Below are 16,791 nucleotides of genomic sequence, written 5' to 3'. Positions count from 1 at the left end.
GAAATTCACCTCCTGCGACGCCCGGGCCCAATCGTGGACCCGCTGCCGGGAGCGGGCGGCTTCGTGTGAAACCAAACTCCAAAGGACGTGTGACGTGAAGAATTCAAAGTGGTGGCCGTGGGTCGGCGTGGTGGTGTTGGGCGCCCTGCTGTCCGGTTGTGGCGGCAGCGGCGGCGACTCGTCGGGCAACGCTTCCCTGCGCGTGGCGAACGCGACGCTGACCCACGCGTCGCTCGACCTGCTGGTGAACGCGTCGTCGTCCGCTGCCACCGCGATCGCCAGCGACACCACCAGCGCGTACGTCACGCCGGCGAGCGGCAGCGTCACACTGCAGCTCAACGACGCCGGCTCGAGCACCGCACTGGCCACCACCGTGCCGACGCTGACGGGCGGCAACCATTACACGCTGCTGGCCTATGAGTCGGGCGGCGCGGTCAAGACCGTGGTGCTGAACGAGGACTACACGCTGCCCGCGTCGGGCGCCGCGCAGCTGCGCGTCTACGACGCCGCGCCCGAAGCCGGTGCGATCGACATCTACGTGACCGATCCGTCGACCGACCTCGCGACCGTCTCGGCCCCGACCGTGAGCCTGGGCAGCGCCACCGGCAACCAGACCACCTCGCTGCTGACCTACAGCCCCGGCACCTACCGCGTGCGCGTCACCGCCGCCGGCAGCAAGACCGACCTGCGCGCGGACATCCCGAACGTCGTACTCGAAAGCCAGCAGATCGCCACGGTCGCGCTGACGCCGACCGTCGGCGGCTCGCTGATGAACGGCTCCACGCTGATCCAGCAAGGCACCTACAGCGCCGCGCGCAACACCAACACGCGGGTGCGTCTGGCGGGCGCGGTGGCCAACGGCGTCACCGTCGCGGCCTCGACCGGCAGCACGCCGATCGACAGCGGCGTGTCGCCGACCTTCGGCTTCGCCTACACGCTGGTGCCGGCAGGCAGCGCGCTGAACATCACCGTCGGCGGGCAGTCCGTCGGTGCCCCGGCGACCGCGCTGGCCGCGGGTGCCGACGTGACGCTGCTGGTCTACCAGGACGGCGGTGCTGCGGTCGCCAGCCTGATCGCCGACGACAACCGTGCCCCGACCGACGCCACCACCGTGAAGCTGCGCATGCTCAACGGCGTGACCGGCGGGCCGGGCGCGCTGACCCTGACCGCGAACAACGCGCCGGTCGGCGTGGCGATCCAGCCCGGCGCCGCCTCGGGCTACGCCAGCATCGCCGGCAGCACCACTGCGACGGCCTTCGGACTCGTTTCGTCGAGCGTCAACATCCCGGCGCCGACGCCCGGTACCAGCCCGCTGACGGCGAACAAGGTCTATTCGGTGCTCGTCGGCGGGACCGCCGCGGCGCCGCAACTGCTGATTCGCTAGGGCGCGAAAACACGGGCGAAAGCGTGCGTTTTGCGCGGTTTGGGGGCGCACGGCTGCCTCTACACTCGGGACGCAATTCCCAGGTGACCTGTTCATGAAGACGCTTTCCCGCCGTCGCCCCGCTTGGGCCGTTTCCCTTTTGGCGCTCGTGTGCGTGTGCGCGTCCGCGCTGCCCGGTGCGGGCACCGAACGGGGGCCGAAGCCGCGTGGGTCCGCTGCCCGCACGGTCGTCGACGCGCCCGAGAGCGAGGCCCGCGTCATCGTCAAGTACAAGCAGGATGCGGTGCTGATGCGCGCCGCCTCAGCTGCGAACGCGCCGGCGCAGCACGCCCAGGTCTTGTCGGCGCGGCTCGGCATGACCCTCACCGACGGCCGCACGATCGGCTCGGACATGCAAGTGCTGAAGGCCCGTGGCCTCGGCTCCAAGGCGCTGGCCGACCGGTTGGCCGCGCAGGACGATGTCGAGTTCGCCGTTGTCGATGGCCGCAAGCATGCGCTCGCGGTCCCGAACGATCCGCTGTACGCGGCCAGCGCATCAACCAATCCCACCGTCGGCCAGTGGTACCTGCGCCCGCCGACCAGCGCGACGATCGTCGACGCGACCAGCGTCGTCTCGGCGATCAATGCCGAAGGGGCCTGGGCCATCACGAACGGTAAGCGCCGAGTGGTGGTGGCGGTGCTCGACACCGGGGTGCGCCTCGACCATCCCGATCTGGCGCCCAAACTGCGGCCAGGCTACGACTTCATCGGCAATGTGCCGACCGCGAACGATGGCGGTGGGCGCGACAGCGATCCGAGCGATCCTGGCGATGGCGTGACCTCAGCCGATGTGGGGGTGGTCAGCGGCTGCACCGCGGCCGACATCGGTTCGAGCACATGGCATGGCACTCAGACGGCGGGACTGATCGGAGCGGCCACCAACAACGGCATCGGCATGGCGGGCGCCGGCCGCGACGTGATGCTCCTGCCGGTGCGCGTGCTCGGCAGGTGCGGTGGCTTCGATTCCGACATTCAGGCCGCGATGCTCTGGGCGGGTGGCGTCGAGAGCATTCCGTACGAGAACCCGAACCCCGCGAAAGTGATCAATTTGAGTCTCGGCTCGACTGGAGCCTGCAGCGCCGACTACCAGAGTGTGATTCAGCGGCTGACCCTGAAGGGAGTTACGGTGGTGGTCGCTGCCGGCAACGACGGTCTTGCGGTCGGCACGCCGGCCAACTGTCCCGGCGTGATAGCCGTCGCCGGCGTCCGTCATGCCGGGACCAAGGTCGGCTATTCCGACCTCGGACCCGAGGTCGCGATCGCGGCGCCGGCCGGCAACTGCGTGAACCTGAGCGGCAACTGCCTGTTCCCGCTGCTGACCACCAGCAACAGCGGCGACATCGCCCCGGTGGCCGGCGAGGCCGGTGCGATCTACACCGACACCGGCGCGAACGCGTCGCTCGGAACCAGTTTCTCGGCGCCCCTGGTCTCGGGCACGGTCGGGCTCATGCTGTCAGCGAACCCGACGCTGACGCCGGCGCAGGTGCTTGAAAGGCTGAAGGCGACCGCACGGCCGTTCCCGGCCACGGGCGCTGGCCCCGGCGTGACGGCCTGCACCGCGCCGACCAGCGTTGCGCAGGGCAGCGAGTGCTACTGCACCACCAGCACCTGCGGCGCCGGCCTGCTCGACGCCGGGGCGGCGGTCGCCAACGCGGCGATCCTGAATGCGAACATCGACACCGCCACCACCAGCGTCGGCCTCGCGACGCCGATCGCGGTCGATGGCGGCAGTTCGAGTGCCGCGGCCGGCCGCACGGTGATCGGCTACGCGTGGAGCATCGTCTCCGGCACCGACATCGCCGCGTTGACCAGCGCCAACAACGCCGCGAGCGCAACGCTGCAGTTCAGCGCCTATGGCAGCGCGACCGTGCAGCTGACCGTGACCGATGACGCCGGCGCGACCGACACGACCCAGGTGGTGCTGACGGCGCCGTCTCCCGTCATCACGCCGCCCGCGTCGAGCGGCGGTGGCGGCGGCGGAGGCGGCGCGCTGCAACTGGGCTGGTTGTTCGCGTGGCTCGTCGGCGTGGGCGCGACCGCGCTCGTCACGCCTCGCCGATCGCGGCGCTGAGCGCGACGCTCAGGCGCCGGTCGTTCGCGCGCAGGCGGCAAACGACTGGCCGCTCGCGGCCAGGTGGAGCTTCGCAGCCTGCGCGGCAATCGCGGGGTTGGCACCATCCACGCGCAGCCAGAAGCGCCCGACCGCCGGAGCGAGTTCGACGACCCGGGCGGTGCGGATGCCTTGCTGGCTGAACTGTTCGAGGGCCCGCGCGGCCGCGTCGGGATTGTCGAAGCGGCCGAGCGACAGGCCCGGCGCGAGCGTCGCGCTGTCACGGATCTCTTCGTAGGGCAGGCGGCGGCGCCTGAGTTCGTCTTCCTTCTTCGTCATCGCGTCGCGGCCCGCATAACGGCCCATGTACACCATCCAGCTGCCCGGCTGGGTGGTCTTCACCGTCGCGACGCTCCCCGCCGGCAACGCGGCCTGGGCAGCAGAGCGCACGGCGTCCAACTCGGCTTCGGCGAACGGACCCGCCTCGAGGCAGGCGGCGGCCGCACCGACGCTGGCGGCACTGGCGGCACCTGGCGGCAGCACGCGAATGATCTCGGGCCGCACCTGGCGCAGCAGGCGCTCGGGCTCGCGCTCGCTGCCCGGTCGCCAACCGACGGCCTCGAGCCAGCCCTGTGACCAGCCGAAGAAGAGCAGGTTGGCCAGCAGCAGCAATCCGACGATCACGCGCAGCATCGCTGTCGCCTCACTGCGGTGCCGGCCGCACGCTGACTTCGCCGCTGGCGATGCAGCTGATCGCGCCGTCCGCGCCCTGCACCTGCAGCGCGCCGTCCGGCGCGACGCCGCGCGCGGTGCCCTCCGGCAGCTCCTTCAGCGTCGTCGTGACGGCGCGCCCGTCCAGGATGTCCCGTGCCGCGAAACGTGCGGCGAACGCGGCGAAGCCGTCGCGCTCGAACTGCTGCAGCGCCAGCACCAGCGGCCGGGCGACGCTCGCGAGTACCGCGGGGGCCGTGACGGCCGTGTCGAGCTCCTGCAGCGACGCGAAGCCGGTGCCGGCCGCGCCCGCAGCTAACGGCAGCACGTTCAGGCCGATGCCGATGACCGCGCGCCGCGGACCGCCGCCGGCGGCGATGCTCTCGATCAGCACGCCGCCGAGCTTGCGGCCGTGGTCGCTGTCCATCAGCCAGAGGTCGTTCGGCCACTTCAGGCCGATGCGAGGCGGGGCGTCCGGGGTCGGCTCGAGCGCCTCGCACAGCGCCACGCCGACGGCGAGCGACAAGCCCGACCAGTCCGCGCGCGCGATCGGCAGCGCCAGCGAGAAGGTCAGCGACGCGCCCGCCGCGGACTGCCACTCGCGACCCTGGCGTCCGCGACCGCTGGTCTGCTGCTCGGCGACCAGCAGGCAGGGATGCAGATCGACCGCGCGGCGCCCGAACGCGGCGCTCTCGACACTGCATCGAACCTGGACGTCGCCGTCGGTCTCGCCGCTTTGGCCGCGTCGTGGCGGTACCGCGCGGCCGCGCTCGAGCAAGACGCTGTTGGTCGAGCCGGTCCGCGGCAGCACCTCGATGCTGATGTCCGGCAACAGCGGGACCAGCTGCTCCCACAGCGCTTCGGCCTCCCAGCGGATCGGTTGCTCCGGCATCGCGCGTCGGCGGCTCATCCGCGCTTCTTCGGCGCGAGCATCGTGCCGCGGCAGCCCTTGGTGCCGCAGCGGCACTCGAACTGCTTCTTGAGCTTCTTGGTGTACGGCTCGTCGATGATCAGGCCGTAGTCGTAGAACAGTTCGGTGTCGGGCGGGATCGCGCGCAGTGCCTTGATGAAGATGCGGCCGTCGATCTCGTCGGCCTCGCAGTTCGGCGTGCACGCGTGGTTGATCCAGCGCGCGGCGTTGCCGCCGTACTTCGCGTCGATCACGTGCTTGTCGTCGACGTGGAAGTAGAACGTGTGGTCCGGGTCCTTCGGGTCGTGCGGGTGGCGGCGCAGCGCCTCCTTCCAGCTGATGACCTCGCCGATGTACTCGATCAGCACCTCGCCCTTCTTGAGCTTCACGGTGCTGAACACGCCCTTGCCGTGCACGCCGGACTTGCGCACCTGGATGCGCTTGCCCGCCTTCTTCGGCGCGGTCGTCGATTCGGGGGTGCTGGCGGCGCTGTCTTGCGTCATCGGATTCTTTATGTACATTGAAATCATGGGTGCGCGCGTGTGTGTGCGTGTGCGTGTACGTGTGCGTACACGTGCGTGCATGCGCGCGAGAAGCCCGGATTGTATTGATGCGTGGGGCGAGCCCCGCGCGAACCGAGAAGAAACATGACCAAGTCACTGATCATTGCCGAGAAGCCATCCGTCGCCCAGGACATCGTGCGCGCCCTCACGCCCACGGCCGGCAAGTTCGACAAGCACGACGAATACTTCGAGAGCGAGGGCTACCTGGTCACGTCCGCGGTCGGCCACCTGCTGGAGATCAAGGCGCCGGAGGAGTTCGACGTGAAGCGCGGCAAGTGGAGCTTCGCGAACCTGCCGGTGATCCCGCCGCACTTCGAGCTGAACCCGATCGACAAGAGCAAGGGGCGCCTGGGCGCGATCGTCAAGCTCGTCAAGCGCAAGGACGTGAGCGAGCTGATCAACGCCTGCGACGCGGGCCGCGAGGGCGAGCTGATCTTTCGTCTGATCCAGCAGCACAGCAAGAGCAAGCACCCGGTGCGCCGCCTGTGGCTGCAGAGCATGACGCCGGCCGCGATCCGCGACGGCTTCGAGCACCTGCGCAGCGACAAGCAGATGCTGCCTTTGGCCGACGCCGCGCGCTGCCGCAGCGAGGCCGACTGGCTGGTCGGCATCAACGGCACGCGCGCGATGACGGCGTTCAACTCGCGCGACGGCGGCTTCTTCCTGACCACGGTGGGCCGGGTGCAGACGCCCACGCTGTCGATCATGGTCGAGCGCGAGGAGAAGATCCGCAAGCACGTGGCACGCGACTACTGGGAGCTCAAGGCCACCTTCGCCGCGCAGGCCGGCGAGTACGAGGGCAAGTGGTTCGACCCGAAGTGGAAGAAGAACCCCGACGACCCGGAGTTGCGTGCCGACCGCCTCTGGAACGAGCGTGACGCCAAGGCGATCGCCGACGCCGCGCGCGGCCAGCCAGCCAGCGTGACCGAGGAGGCCAAGCCCAGCACGCAGAGCTCGCCGGGCCTCTACGACCTGACGACGCTGCAGCGCGAGGCCAATTCGCGCCTGGGCTTTTCGGCCAAGACGACCCTGTCGATCGCGCAGGCGCTGTACGAGAAGCACAAGGTCCTGACCTACCCGCGGACCGACAGCAAGCACCTGCCGGAGGACTATGTCGACGTCGTCAAGCAGACGATGAAGATGATCTCGACCGAGGACATGCCGGGCCCGCTGCGCGCGCTGTCGGTGCACGCGAAGACGGCGATCAAGGAAGGCTACGTCAAGCCGAACAAGAAGATCTTCGACAACGCCAAGGTCTCCGACCACTTCGCGATCATCCCGACGCTGCAGGCGCCCAAGAGCCTGTCCGAGATCGAGGCCAAGCTGTACGACATGGTCGTCAAGCGCTTCATGGCGGTGTTCTTCCCGCCGGCCGAATTCATGGTCACGACGCGCATCTCCACCGTCAAGGTGCAGGACAGGGAACACAAGTTCCAGACCAACGGCAAGGTGATGGTCAAGCCGGGCTGGCTGGCGGTCTATGGCCGCGAGGCGCAGGAAGACGATGCCAACCTTGTCGCCGTGGCACCCGGCGAGATCGTGCGCACCGAGGACGTGGCGGTCAACGCATTGAAGACCAAGCCGCCCGCACGCTACACCGAGGCGACGCTGCTGAGCGCGATGGAAGGCGCCGGCAAGCTGATCGACGACGACGAACTGCGCGAGGCGATGCAGGAGAAGGGCCTGGGCACGCCGGCCACGCGCGCTGCCATCATCGAAGGGCTGATCTACGAGAAGTACATCCACCGCGACGGCCGTGACCTGGTGCCTGGCGCCAAGGCGTTCCAGCTGATGACGCTGCTGCGCGGCCTCGGCGTCGAGGAGCTGACCCAGCCCGAGCTGACCGGCAACTGGGAGTTCAAGCTCGCCGAGATGGAGAAGGGCCGGCTCGAGCGCGAGGCCTTCATGGCCGAGATCGCCGGCATGGCCGAGCGCATCGTCAAGAAGGCCAAGGAGTACGACCGCGACACCATCCCCGGCGACTACGCGACGCTGAAGGCCGCGTGCCCGAACTGCGGCGGCGTCGTCAAGGAGAACTACCGCCGCTTCGCGTGCACGGGCATCCCGGGCAAGACCGAGGGCTGCGGCTTCTCGATCAGCAAGATCCCGGGCAGCCGCGCGTTCGAGCTCGACGAGGTCGAGACCTTCCTGACGGCGAAGAAGATCGGCCCGCTCGAAGGCTTCCGCTCCAAGGCCGGCTGGCCGTTCACCGCCGAGCTCAGGCTCGCGTTCGACGACGAGATCAAGAACTGGAAGCTGGAGTTCGACTTCGGCGAGGACGCGAAGAAGGACGGCGAATCCGGCGAGCCGATCGACTTCTCCGCGCAGGAATCATTGGGCGCGTGCCCGAAGGACCAGGGTCGCGTCTTCGAGCACGGCAGCAGCTACGTCTGCGAGCACGCGGTCGGCGCCCACGTGACCTGCGACTTCAAGAGCGGCAAGATCATCCTGCAGCAACCAGTCGCGCGCGAGCAGATGAGCAAGCTGCTGGAGACCGGCAAGACCGACCTGCTCGAGGGCTTCGTCTCGAACAAGACGCGCCGCAAGTTCAAGGCGCGCCTCGCCTACGACAAGAAGGAAGGCAAGGTCACGTTCGAGTTCGAGCCGCGCGCGCCGCGGGTGCCGGCAGCGGCGAAGAAGGCTGCGGCGAAGAAGACGGCTGCGTGACGTCGACATGAGCGCGACATGACCGCGGGCTGGCCCTGCCTGTCGGTGCACGGCCAGACGCCGTGGCTGGCGGTCAGCGTCCAGCCGAATGCGAAGCGCACCGCGGCCGACGGGCTGCACGACGGCACGCTGCGCGTGCGGCTGGGCGCGCCGCCGGTCGACGGCAAGGCCAATCAGCTGCTGATCGACTGGCTCGCCGGCGAGCTCGGCCTGCCGAAGCGGGCGGTCACGCTGGTGCGCGGCGACGCGTCGCGGCGCAAGTGGCTGGCGATCGACGCGCCGCGCGAGCGCGTCGAGGCCTGGCTCGCCGCCACGGTCTCCGTCACCGTCACGGCAGGCACATCACCGACGCCGTCGCCACCAGTTCGTTGAACAGCGCCATCGAGACCTTGCCCGACACCGCGTACGGGTCGAGCACGGCGGCCTCGGAGTACTTCAGCAGCAGCGCCGGGTTGAGCCGGCTCATGTTGACCTGGCCCATCGCCCAGCCGGCGAAGCTGCGCTCGTCGATCTCTTCGTAGCTGAGCAGCACCACGTCCTGGTGGCGCGGGTCCTGGGCGATGCGGTTGTAGAGCTTGCTCACCTGGCCGCGGCCGCCTTCGAGCACCTGCAGGAAGATCTCGCCGGAGAAGCACAGCACGCCGGTCACGCCGACGGCCGGGTTGTTGTGCGTGGACTTCTTCAGGATCGCGTTCAGCACCTCGGGGCGCACCGTTTCGGTGGCGCGGCTTGCGTACATCAGTCGGACCAGCATGGTGTGTTCCTCAAACTTTCTTGCTGAGCAGGGAGAGGAATTCGCGCCGCAGGTTGGCGTCCTTCAGGAATGCGCCGCGCATCACGCTGTTGGTCATCATCGACTCGTCGTCCTTGACGCCGCGCCAGTGCATGCAGAAGTGGTCGGCCTCCATCACGATTGCCAGCCCGTCGGGCTTGACCCGGCTCTGCAGCTCGTTGGCCAGCATCGTCACCGCCTCTTCCTGGATCTGCGGACGGCTCATGATCCACTCGCAGATGCGCGCGTACTTGGACAGGCCGATCAGGTTCGAGTGCTCGTTCGGCAGGATGCCGATCCACACCTTGCCCATGATCGGGCACAGGTGGTGCGAGCAGGCGCTGCGCACCTTGATCGGGCCGACGATCATCAGCTCGTTCAGCCGCTCGGCGTTCGGGAACTCGGTGACCGCGGGCATCGGCACGTAGCGGCCCCGGAACACTTCGGTCAGGAACATCTTCGCGACGCGCTTGGCGGTCTCGTTGGTGTTGTGGTCGCTGTCGGTGTCGATCACCAGCGCGCGCAGCACCTCCTGCATCTTGGCTTCGACCTCGGTGCGCAGTTCGTCGATCTCGCCGTCCTGGATGTAGGCCGAGATGTTGTCGTTCGCATGGAAGCGGCAGTCCGCGCCCATCAGGCGGTAGCGGATGCGTTCCGACGCCGCGAGCCGCGCCAGGTCTTCCTCGCTTCTGAAAATCGGTGTCGCTTGCTCGCCGCGCATGGAGTGGCCTTCCGGTCTTTACACGCTGCGAGCGTACCGCAATGCGGGATTTCACCGGGCCGGCCGACGGGCTGCCCGTAGACTGCGCGCGGTGAACGCCGCCGTCCCGCCACCCGCCCCGCACTCGTCGCTGCCCTTGGCGCAATTGCTGAACCACGCCGCGGACGCGGTCCAGGCGGTGCGCGCAGGCGCTTCGCTGAACACGGCGCTGGCCGCCACGCCCGGCGCCGCGCGCCCCGGCACGCAGGCGCTGAGCTTCCACGCGCTGCGCTGGCTCGGCGCCGCCCAGGCGCTGCGCACACTGCTGGCGCCGAAGACGCCGCCGCCCAAGGTCGATGCCCTGCTGCTGACCGCGCTGGCGCTGCTCTGGCCGCAGGCCGAGGCGCCCTACGCCGAGCACACCTTGGTCGATCAGGCCGTGGATGCGGCGCGGCAACGCGCCAAGCCGAGTGCGTCGTTCGTCAATGCGGTGCTGCGGCGCTTCCTGCGCGAGCACGACGCACTGGTGGCTGCGGCGCTCCGCGACCCGCTGGCGCGCTACAACCATCCGGGGTGGTGGGTCGATCGGCTGAAGGCCGACTGGCCCAACGACTGGCAGGCGATCCTCGATGCCGACAACCAGCGCCCGCCGATGACGCTGCGCGTGAACGCGCGGCATGGCGGCGTCGCCGAGTATCTCGAGCGGCTCGCCGCGCTGGGGCTCGGTGCCGAGCGGCTCGGTGGCCAGGCGCTGCGACTGGCGCGCCCGTGCACGGTCGCCCAGCTGCCGGGCTTCGCGCAGGGCGATGTCTCGGTGCAGGACGCCGCGGCGCAGCGCGCCGCGCCGCTGCTGATCGGCGCCGGCCTCCCGCGCGGCGCCCGCGTGCTCGACGCCTGTGCCGCCCCCGGCGGCAAGACCGCGCACCTGCTCGAACTGGCCGATCTCGACGTGCTCGCGCTCGACAGCGACCCGGCGCGCCTGGTCCGCGTGCACGAGACGTTGGGGCGCCTCGGGCTGAACGCGACGACGATCGCCGCCGACGCCGGCGCGCCCGCCACCTGGTGGGACGGTCGCCCGTTTGATGCGATCCTGCTCGACGCGCCGTGCAGCGCCGCCGGCATCGTGCGCCGCCATCCCGATGTGCGCTGGCTGCGCCGCAGCAGCGACATCCCGGCGCTGGCGGCCACGCAGGCGCGCCTGCTCGACGCCCTGTGGCCGCTGCTCGCGCCCGGCGGACGCTTGCTGTATTGCACCTGCTCGGTGTTCAAGGCCGAAGGTCAGGACCAGATCGACGCTTTTTTGCAACGGCAGCCCGACGCGGCCCCCGCCGCCGACCCGGCATCGCCCGGTCACCTGCTGCCGCTGCCCGACAATCGGGGCGAGCGCCCAGTGCACGACATCAGTGCGGCCGCGGATGGTTTTTTCTACGCCCTGATCGAGAAGAGCACCTGAGGTTCACGACGGCTCCATGCACAGCGCGGCATCCCTTCACGGCGACCATCGGCCCGCCGCCTCGCGGCATGCGGGCTCGAGCAGCGTGCTCCGGCTGACGCTGGCGTGGGTCCTTGCGCTGGGCATGGCCCTGGGGCTCGGCGGGCCGATGGCCCGCGCGGCCGAACCGGAGCTGACGAACTTCGAGCTCATCCACAACGAGGACGGGCTGTTCCTCAACTACGGCGTCAACCTCGAACTGTCGCGCAGCGTCGACGATGCGCTGACCAAGGCGGTGCCGCTGTTCTTCGTCGCCGAGGCCGAGGTCTTCCGCAACCGCTTCTACTGGCGCGATCAGCGCGTCGGCTACGCGGTGCGCCGCTGGCGCATCGTGTTCCAGCCGCTGACCTCGACCTACCGCGTCACCTTCGACGGCGGCCTGAGCCAGAACTACACGACCCGCGCCGAGGCGTTCGCGGCGATCAGCCGCAGCGTCCGCTGGAAGATCGCCGAGGCGGCGCAGATCGAGGAGGGCAGCCGCCACTACGTCGAGTTCAGCTTCCGGCTCGACACCTCGCAGCTGCCGCGCCCGATGCAGATCGGCATCGGCGGCCAGGCCGACTGGGCGATGTCGGTGCAGCGCACGCAGAAGATCAATTGATCTGACATCGCGATGACCAAGGCACAGCGGTGGGCATGGCTGATCTCGACGGTGGCCGCCACCGGCGCCGGGCTGGTGCTGGCGTTCCTGCTTTCGATCGCGACCAACAACCCGGCGCTGTACGAGCGCCACTATGTGTGGCTGCTCTGGGTCAACATCGTCGTCGCGACGCTGCTGGTGCTGGTAATCGTGATCGCCGGCGTGCGCCTGCTGCTGCGCGTCAAGCGGGGCAAGTTCGGCAGCCGGCTGCTGCTCAAGCTGGCGGCCATCTTCGCGCTCGTCGGCGTCGTGCCCGGCGTGCTCATCTACACCGTGAGCTACCAGTTCGTCTCGCGCAGCATCGAAAGCTGGTTCGACGTCAAGGTCGAGACCGCGCTCGACGCCGGGCTCAAGCTCGGCAAGGGCACGCTCGACGCGGTCGTCGCCGACGTGGCCGTCAAGACCCGCCTGGCCGCCGAGCGGCTCGGCGAGACGCCGGGCTCGGCGCAGTCCCTGGCGCTCGAGCGCGTGCGCGAGCAGCTTTCGGCGCAGGACATCGCGATCGTCGGTCCCGCCGGCCAGGCCGTGCTCAGCACCGGCGGCAGTGCGGCCAACCTGATGCCGGAGCGGCCGTCGCTCGCGCTGCTGCGCCAGGCGCGCAACCAGCGGGTCGTCAGCGAGCTGATCGGGCTGGACGAAGAGCCGGCGGCCGGCGGCAGCGGCGCCGGGAACGCGCGCGTGCGGGCGATCGCGTACATCCCGACCACCACCTTCACGCTCGGCGAGGAAGACCGCTACCTGCTCGTCAACCAGCCCCTGCCGCGCGCGCTCGCGACCAACGCGCTGGCCGTGCAGGCCGCCTACCGCGAGTACCAGCAGCGCGCGCTCGCCCGCGGCGGGCTGCGCAAGATGTACATCGGCACGCTGACGCTCGCGTTGGTGCTCGCCGTGTTCGGCGCGCTGCTGCTGGCGGTCACGCTGAGCAACCAGCTCGCGCGGCCGCTGCTGCTGCTGGCCGAAGGCATGCGCCAGGTCGCCAGCGGCGATCTGAGCAGCAAGCCGGTGTTCGCCTCGCGCGACGAACTCGGCGGGCTGACGCGCTCGTTCGCCGACATGACCAGCCAGCTCTCGGAAGCGCGCGAGCTGGTGCAGCGCAGCGTCGTCCAGGTGGAGGGCGCCCGCGCCAACCTGCAGACCATCCTCGACAACCTGACCGCCGGCGTGATCGTGTTCGATCGCCAGGGCAACATCGACACCGTCAACCCCGGCGCGACGCGCATCATGCGGCTGCCGCTGTCGGCCTACCGCGGTCAGCCGCTCGCCAACGTGCCGGGCCTCGAGACCTTCGCGCAGGCCGTGGGCAACCGATTCGAACTGCACAGCACCAGCCCCGAGGCCGGCGAGCGCGACCACTGGCAGGATTCGTTCGAGCTCCAGACGCCGGCCCAGCCCGGCCGCGACAACGACTCGATCACGCTGCTGGTGCGCGGCGCCTCGATGCCGCAGGGCGCCACGCTGATGGTGTTCGACGACATCACCGAGCTGGTCTCGGCGCAGCGCAGCGAGGCCTGGAGCGAGGTGGCGCGGCGGCTCGCGCACGAGATCAAGAACCCGCTGACGCCGATCCAGCTCTCCGCCGAACGCCTGCAGCACAAGCTCGGCCCGAAGCTCGAGGGCGCCGACCAGGCGATGCTCGGTCGTTCGGTCGACACCATCGTCAACCAGGTGCAGGCGATGAAGACGCTGGTCAACGAGTTCCGCGACTACGCGCGGCTGCCGGCGGCGCACCTGATCCCGATCGACCTGAACGCGCTCGTGACCGAGGTGCTCGGGCTGTACGGCGCGGCGCAGGAGTCGGGCCGGCTCCATGCCGACCTGGCGCCGGCGCTGCCCGCGATCGTCGGCGACAGCACCCAGCTGCGCCAGGTGATCCACAACCTGGTGCAGAACGCGCTCGACGCCGTGGCCGAGCAGCCCGACGGGCGGGTTCGCATCTGCACGGAGATCGCCCGCACCGAGCAGGGCGAGCTGCGGGCGGTGCGGCTGCAGGTGATCGACAACGGGCCGGGCTTCTCCGACAAGGTGCTCAAGCGCGCCTTCGAACCCTACGTGACGACCAAGTCCAAAGGCACCGGGCTCGGACTGGCCGTCGTCAAGAAGATTGCCGACGAGCACGGCGCGCGCGTGCGGATCGCCAACCTCGGCACGGGAGTGGAAGGCGATGCGGCCGGCGGGATACCGCGCGGGGCACAAGTCTCGCTATCATTCGCGAAATTCGCGCCCGGAGCCGGCGCTCCCCCCCTGTCCGCAACACCTCTCTCTTCTCCCGGCACCCCAGCCGCTTCCGGCGCGCACTGAGTACTCATGGCCACGATTCTTGTTGTTGACGACGAACTGGGCATCCGCGCCCTGCTCTCCGAGATCCTTGCCGACGAAGGCCACACGATCGAATTGGCCGAGAACGCCGCGCAGGCGCGCGCCTGCCGTGAACGCATGCGGCCCGATCTGGTGCTGCTCGACATCTGGATGCCCGACGTCGACGGCATCACGCTGCTGAAGGAGTGGGGCGCCACCTCGATGCTGACGATGCCGGTCATCATGATGAGCGGCCACGGCACGATCGACACCGCCGTCGAGGCCACCAAGTTCGGCGCGATGGCCTTCCTCGAGAAGCCGATCACGCTGCAAAAGCTGCTGCGTGCCGTCGAGCAGGGCCTGGCCAAGCCCGCCTCGCGCGCCGCGGCGCAGCCCAATTCGCCGCTCCACAACGCCGGCGAGAACGGCCTGACCGTCGAGGCCGCGATGACCGGCGGCGCCATGCTGCCGACCACGCCGCTGATGCTCGGCCCGCAAGCCGAGCAGAGCTTCGACCTCGACCGCCCGCTGCGCGAGGCGCGCGACGCGTTCGAGAAGAGCTACTTCGAGTTCCACCTGGCGCAGGAGAACGGCAGCATGACCCGCGTTGCCGAGAAGACCGGGCTGGAGCGCACCCACCTGTACCGCAAGCTGAAGCAACTGGGCGTCGACCTGTCGCGCAACAAACGTGGCGGCGGGATGTAAGGGGCGCCGCTGGCCTCGGCTATAATCGTCGGCTCACGGCCTGGTAGCTCAGTTGGTAGAGCAGCGGATTGAAAATCCGCGTGTCGGTGGTTCGATTCCGCCCCAGGCCACCAGACATGTCAAAGGGTTAGCTCAGTCGAGCTGACCCTTTTTTCATTTGGCTTAGCCGTAGCGCATCCGCCGAAATCAGCGCGTGTGCTGGCGTTCCCGTCTGGCGGTACCAGGTTGCGGAGGTGTCCTGCAGATCGATTCCGGAGCGCCATGAAAAAGCGCCCAAGGCCCGGAGTCCGGAGGGCCTCAGGCGCATGACACCTGGAGAGCGGTGCGCGGCGCGTGCCGCGCCGGAGAGGATCAGCGTACTTCGGGTGCGAGACGCTTGGCGACGACGACGACGCGTTCGAGTTGCACCACGCGCACCTGCTTGGCGGCGGCGGGCGCATCGACGGGCGGGTGACGCACCGTCGCGGCAAATGCCAGCGAGGTGGTGCCGACGATGGCGAAGATGACGGCGCTGAGGGTGAGGCGGCTGATCATGGTCGGGCTCCTGGTTCGGCTCGTTCGCGGGATGCGATGGAGCGAACTCTAGGAGCCGGACCGACCCGGGCCAACCGGTGCGCGATGAACCGCGCACGTGCGGGATGAGCTGCAATCTGCCGCGATGGACGCGTGGTCTGCAAACTGCGGGGAAGGCGCAGTTCGCGGCGCGCCCGAATCCATGCATGCTCCCACCAGACTCACTTCATGCCGACATTGCGCTCACGAAGTCCCGGCCGTGATCGCGAACGACCGCCCGATCAAAGCCCGACAGCACCGCCACCAGCACGAGGGCCGCGATCGGGCCGGCGAACGGATGAAGCATCGAGGCCAGGATGGGCGCCACCAGCAGCAACTGCCGGAGCCCCCAGGCGTAGAGCAATCCGGCCCGGCGCGCATAAACCTGGCCGGTGGCGGCCCAGCGCTTGCGACCGGTCGATTCCACCGGCATGCCGCCGATGAAGCCGAGGTGATTGAAGTACCTCACGGCCATGGCCGAGGAGACCAGGGATGCGAAGAGCAGCGCCAGCAGCGTGAGTTCCAGCACGAGCCGGGTGGTCAGGTGGGGCAGCAGCGATCCGTCGGCAGCGAAGCTTCCGTGCAGCGACGGCGCGGCCAGCGTGACCGTGCCCATCAAACCCAGCACGGCCGTCGAGGCGGTCATGGTCGCCGACATCAGCGAATTGCGCAGCGTCTGTACCGCCAGGATTTCGGAACCGCGCTGCGCCGACACTTCCGCGAACCACTCCTCGCGCAGCGAGGCATGTGCCGAGCGGGCGAGTTCTGCCGGTCGCCGACGCTGCGCCCAGGCCAGGCGCAGCTCGTAGACCGCGAGGATCAGCAGGGTGGCGAGCGCCGCGAGCCAGTTCGCCGTCGTGTCCATGGCGTCAGGTCGTCGCGTGCACGGCGCGCGCCGCAGTGCGCCGCTCGAGCCGGTCGAACGCGCCCATGCCGGCGAGCATCGCGATCACGAAGACCGCCGCCTTCCATTCCCCCATGCCCAGCGCCACCAGGCCCGGGCCGGGACAGAAGCCGGCGAGGCCCCAGCCGATGCCGAACAGCACGCTGCCGCCGACCAGGCGCCGATCGATCTGGCGCGCGCCCGGCAGTTTCATTTCCAGTCCGAGGAACGAGAGGTGACGGCGGCGCGCGACCGCGAAGCCCACCAGCCCGACCGCGATGGCGCCGCCCATCACGAGCGCGAGCGATGGGTCCCAGCGCCCGGCCAGATCCAGGAAGCCGAGCACCTTGGCCGGGTTGGCCATGCCCGAGACGATGAGGCCCAGCCCGAAGACCAGACCCGACAACAATGCAGCAAGAATAGGCATG

Annotated in this window: 16 protein-coding genes and 1 tRNA gene; 9 read left to right on the top strand and 8 right to left on the bottom strand. The window is 69.4% G+C overall.

All coding sequences use genetic code 11. The features are described from left to right. Positions 1-94 precede the first annotated feature (94 nt). Both ACWH49_RS08500 and ACWH49_RS08495 read left to right on the top strand, forming a co-directional pair. A complete protein-coding gene (locus ACWH49_RS08500) occupies positions 95-1,384 on the top strand; it encodes a DUF4397 domain-containing protein (RefSeq protein ID WP_448171062.1) in 1,290 nt (429 codons plus the stop codon). 94 nt (positions 1,385-1,478) lie between these two features. Then, entirely contained in the window at positions 1,479-3,494 is a 2,016-nt protein-coding gene (locus ACWH49_RS08495) for a S8 family serine peptidase (RefSeq protein WP_448171061.1), read from the top strand. Between the two features lie 9 nt (positions 3,495-3,503). Here ACWH49_RS08495 and ACWH49_RS08490 read toward each other — a convergent pair whose 3' ends face one another. Genes ACWH49_RS08490 through ACWH49_RS08480 form a run of 3 tightly spaced genes read right to left on the bottom strand, consistent with a single transcriptional unit; the run spans position 3,504 to position 5,597 of the window. After that, entirely contained in the window at positions 3,504-4,166 is a 663-nt protein-coding gene (locus tag ACWH49_RS08490; protein ID WP_448171060.1) for an SPOR domain-containing protein, read from the bottom strand. Positions 4,167-4,176: 10 nt separating this feature from the next. Then, positions 4,177-5,094 (bottom strand): biotin--[acetyl-CoA-carboxylase] ligase, encoded by a 918-nt coding sequence (locus tag ACWH49_RS08485; RefSeq protein WP_448171059.1) that lies wholly within the window; start codon positions 5,092-5,094, stop codon positions 4,177-4,179. Next, positions 5,091-5,597, bottom strand: a complete 507-nt coding sequence (locus tag ACWH49_RS08480) for an SET domain-containing protein (RefSeq protein WP_448171058.1) — start codon at positions 5,595-5,597, stop codon at positions 5,091-5,093. Before ACWH49_RS08480 ends, ACWH49_RS08485 begins: the two co-directional genes overlap by 4 nt. 144 nt (positions 5,598-5,741) lie before the next feature. Here ACWH49_RS08480 and ACWH49_RS08475 point away from each other — a divergent pair, with 144 nt between their 5' ends. Beyond that, positions 5,742-8,324 carry a DNA topoisomerase III gene (locus ACWH49_RS08475; RefSeq protein WP_448171057.1) on the top strand — a complete coding sequence of 861 codons (2,583 nt, stop codon included), beginning with the start codon at positions 5,742-5,744 and terminating at the stop codon, positions 8,322-8,324. A gap of 18 nt (positions 8,325-8,342) precedes the next feature. Next, positions 8,343-8,696, top strand: coding sequence for a DUF167 domain-containing protein (locus ACWH49_RS08470; protein ID WP_448171056.1), 354 nt, complete (start codon positions 8,343-8,345; stop codon positions 8,694-8,696). On the opposite strand, the gene ACWH49_RS08465 is transcribed toward ACWH49_RS08470, so the two are convergent. Both ACWH49_RS08465 and folE read right to left on the bottom strand, forming a co-directional pair. After that, positions 8,653-9,078, bottom strand: a complete 426-nt coding sequence (locus ACWH49_RS08465; protein ID WP_448171055.1) for a BLUF domain-containing protein — start codon at positions 9,076-9,078, stop codon at positions 8,653-8,655. The genes ACWH49_RS08470 and ACWH49_RS08465 overlap by 44 nt on opposite strands. 10 nt (positions 9,079-9,088) lie before the next feature. After that, positions 9,089-9,817 carry a GTP cyclohydrolase I gene (folE, locus tag ACWH49_RS08460; RefSeq protein WP_448171054.1) on the bottom strand — a complete coding sequence of 243 codons (729 nt, stop codon included), beginning with the start codon at positions 9,815-9,817 and terminating at the stop codon, positions 9,089-9,091. A gap of 91 nt (positions 9,818-9,908) precedes the next feature. Between folE and rsmB the strand changes: the two genes are divergently transcribed. The 5 genes from rsmB (at position 9,909) to ACWH49_RS08435 (ending at position 15,041) form a co-directional block, all read left to right on the top strand. Then, positions 9,909-11,249 carry a 16S rRNA (cytosine(967)-C(5))-methyltransferase RsmB gene (rsmB, locus tag ACWH49_RS08455; RefSeq protein ID WP_448171053.1) on the top strand — a complete coding sequence of 447 codons (1,341 nt, stop codon included), beginning with the start codon at positions 9,909-9,911 and terminating at the stop codon, positions 11,247-11,249. A gap of 16 nt (positions 11,250-11,265) precedes the next feature. Beyond that, complete coding sequence (locus tag ACWH49_RS08450) at positions 11,266-11,889, top strand: DUF4390 domain-containing protein (protein WP_448171052.1); 624 nt, start codon at positions 11,266-11,268, stop codon at positions 11,887-11,889. Between the two features lie 12 nt (positions 11,890-11,901). Then, the gene (locus ACWH49_RS08445) at positions 11,902-14,226 is read left to right on the top strand and encodes an ATP-binding protein (RefSeq protein ID WP_448171051.1); all 2,325 of its coding nucleotides are present in this window, start codon (positions 11,902-11,904) and stop codon (positions 14,224-14,226) included. Between the two features lie 6 nt (positions 14,227-14,232). Further along, on the top strand, positions 14,233-14,928 hold the full coding sequence (locus ACWH49_RS08440) for a response regulator (protein ID WP_056466199.1): 696 nt from the start codon (positions 14,233-14,235) through the stop codon (positions 14,926-14,928). Positions 14,929-14,965: 37 nt separating this feature from the next. Next, positions 14,966-15,041 (top strand) — tRNA-Phe (locus ACWH49_RS08435). Positions 15,042-15,279: 238 nt separating this feature from the next. On the opposite strand, the gene ACWH49_RS08430 is transcribed toward ACWH49_RS08435, so the two are convergent. The 3 genes from ACWH49_RS08430 to ACWH49_RS08420 form a co-directional block, all read right to left on the bottom strand. Beyond that, entirely contained in the window at positions 15,280-15,462 is a 183-nt protein-coding gene (locus ACWH49_RS08430) for a hypothetical protein (protein ID WP_448171050.1), read from the bottom strand. A gap of 205 nt (positions 15,463-15,667) precedes the next feature. Next, complete coding sequence (locus ACWH49_RS08425; RefSeq protein WP_448171049.1) at positions 15,668-16,345, bottom strand: DUF599 domain-containing protein; 678 nt, start codon at positions 16,343-16,345, stop codon at positions 15,668-15,670. A 4-nt stretch (positions 16,346-16,349) separates the two neighbouring features. Continuing rightward, the gene (locus ACWH49_RS08420; protein ID WP_448171048.1) at positions 16,350-16,790 is read right to left on the bottom strand and encodes a DUF6691 family protein; all 441 of its coding nucleotides are present in this window, start codon (positions 16,788-16,790) and stop codon (positions 16,350-16,352) included. Between the last annotated feature and the right edge of the window lies 1 nt (position 16,791).

This window comes from Rhizobacter fulvus, from assembly GCF_964020785.1.
The sequence above is the reverse complement of the archived record's forward strand: the minus strand, read 5'-3'. Positions and strand labels throughout refer to the sequence as shown.

Bases quoted from the DNA above. Each gene is read 5' to 3' on its own strand.
- ACWH49_RS08495 (WP_448171061.1), top strand. From the start codon at position 1,479: ATGAAGACGCTTTCCCGCCGTCGCCCCGCTTGGGCCGTTTCCCTTTTG.
- ACWH49_RS08475 (WP_448171057.1), top strand. From the start codon at position 5,742: ATGACCAAGTCACTGATCATTGCCGAGAAGCCATCCGTCGCCCAGGAC.
- ACWH49_RS08470 (WP_448171056.1), top strand. From the start codon at position 8,343: ATGACCGCGGGCTGGCCCTGCCTGTCGGTGCACGGCCAGACGCCGTGG.
- ACWH49_RS08450 (WP_448171052.1), top strand. From the start codon at position 11,266: ATGCACAGCGCGGCATCCCTTCACGGCGACCATCGGCCCGCCGCCTCG.
- ACWH49_RS08440 (WP_056466199.1), top strand. From the start codon at position 14,233: ATGGCCACGATTCTTGTTGTTGACGACGAACTGGGCATCCGCGCCCTG.
- ACWH49_RS08480 (WP_448171058.1), bottom strand. From the start codon at position 5,597: ATGACGCAAGACAGCGCCGCCAGCACCCCCGAATCGACGACCGCGCCG.
- ACWH49_RS08490 (WP_448171060.1), bottom strand. From the start codon at position 4,166: ATGCTGCGCGTGATCGTCGGATTGCTGCTGCTGGCCAACCTGCTCTTC.
- ACWH49_RS08485 (WP_448171059.1), bottom strand. From the start codon at position 5,094: ATGAGCCGCCGACGCGCGATGCCGGAGCAACCGATCCGCTGGGAGGCC.
- ACWH49_RS08445 (WP_448171051.1), top strand. From the start codon at position 11,902: ATGACCAAGGCACAGCGGTGGGCATGGCTGATCTCGACGGTGGCCGCC.
- ACWH49_RS08465 (WP_448171055.1), bottom strand. From the start codon at position 9,078: ATGCTGGTCCGACTGATGTACGCAAGCCGCGCCACCGAAACGGTGCGC.
- folE (WP_448171054.1), bottom strand. From the start codon at position 9,817: ATGCGCGGCGAGCAAGCGACACCGATTTTCAGAAGCGAGGAAGACCTG.
- ACWH49_RS08430 (WP_448171050.1), bottom strand. From the start codon at position 15,462: ATGATCAGCCGCCTCACCCTCAGCGCCGTCATCTTCGCCATCGTCGGC.
- ACWH49_RS08420 (WP_448171048.1), bottom strand. From the start codon at position 16,790: ATGCCTATTCTTGCTGCATTGTTGTCGGGTCTGGTCTTCGGGCTGGGC.
- ACWH49_RS08425 (WP_448171049.1), bottom strand. From the start codon at position 16,345: ATGGACACGACGGCGAACTGGCTCGCGGCGCTCGCCACCCTGCTGATC.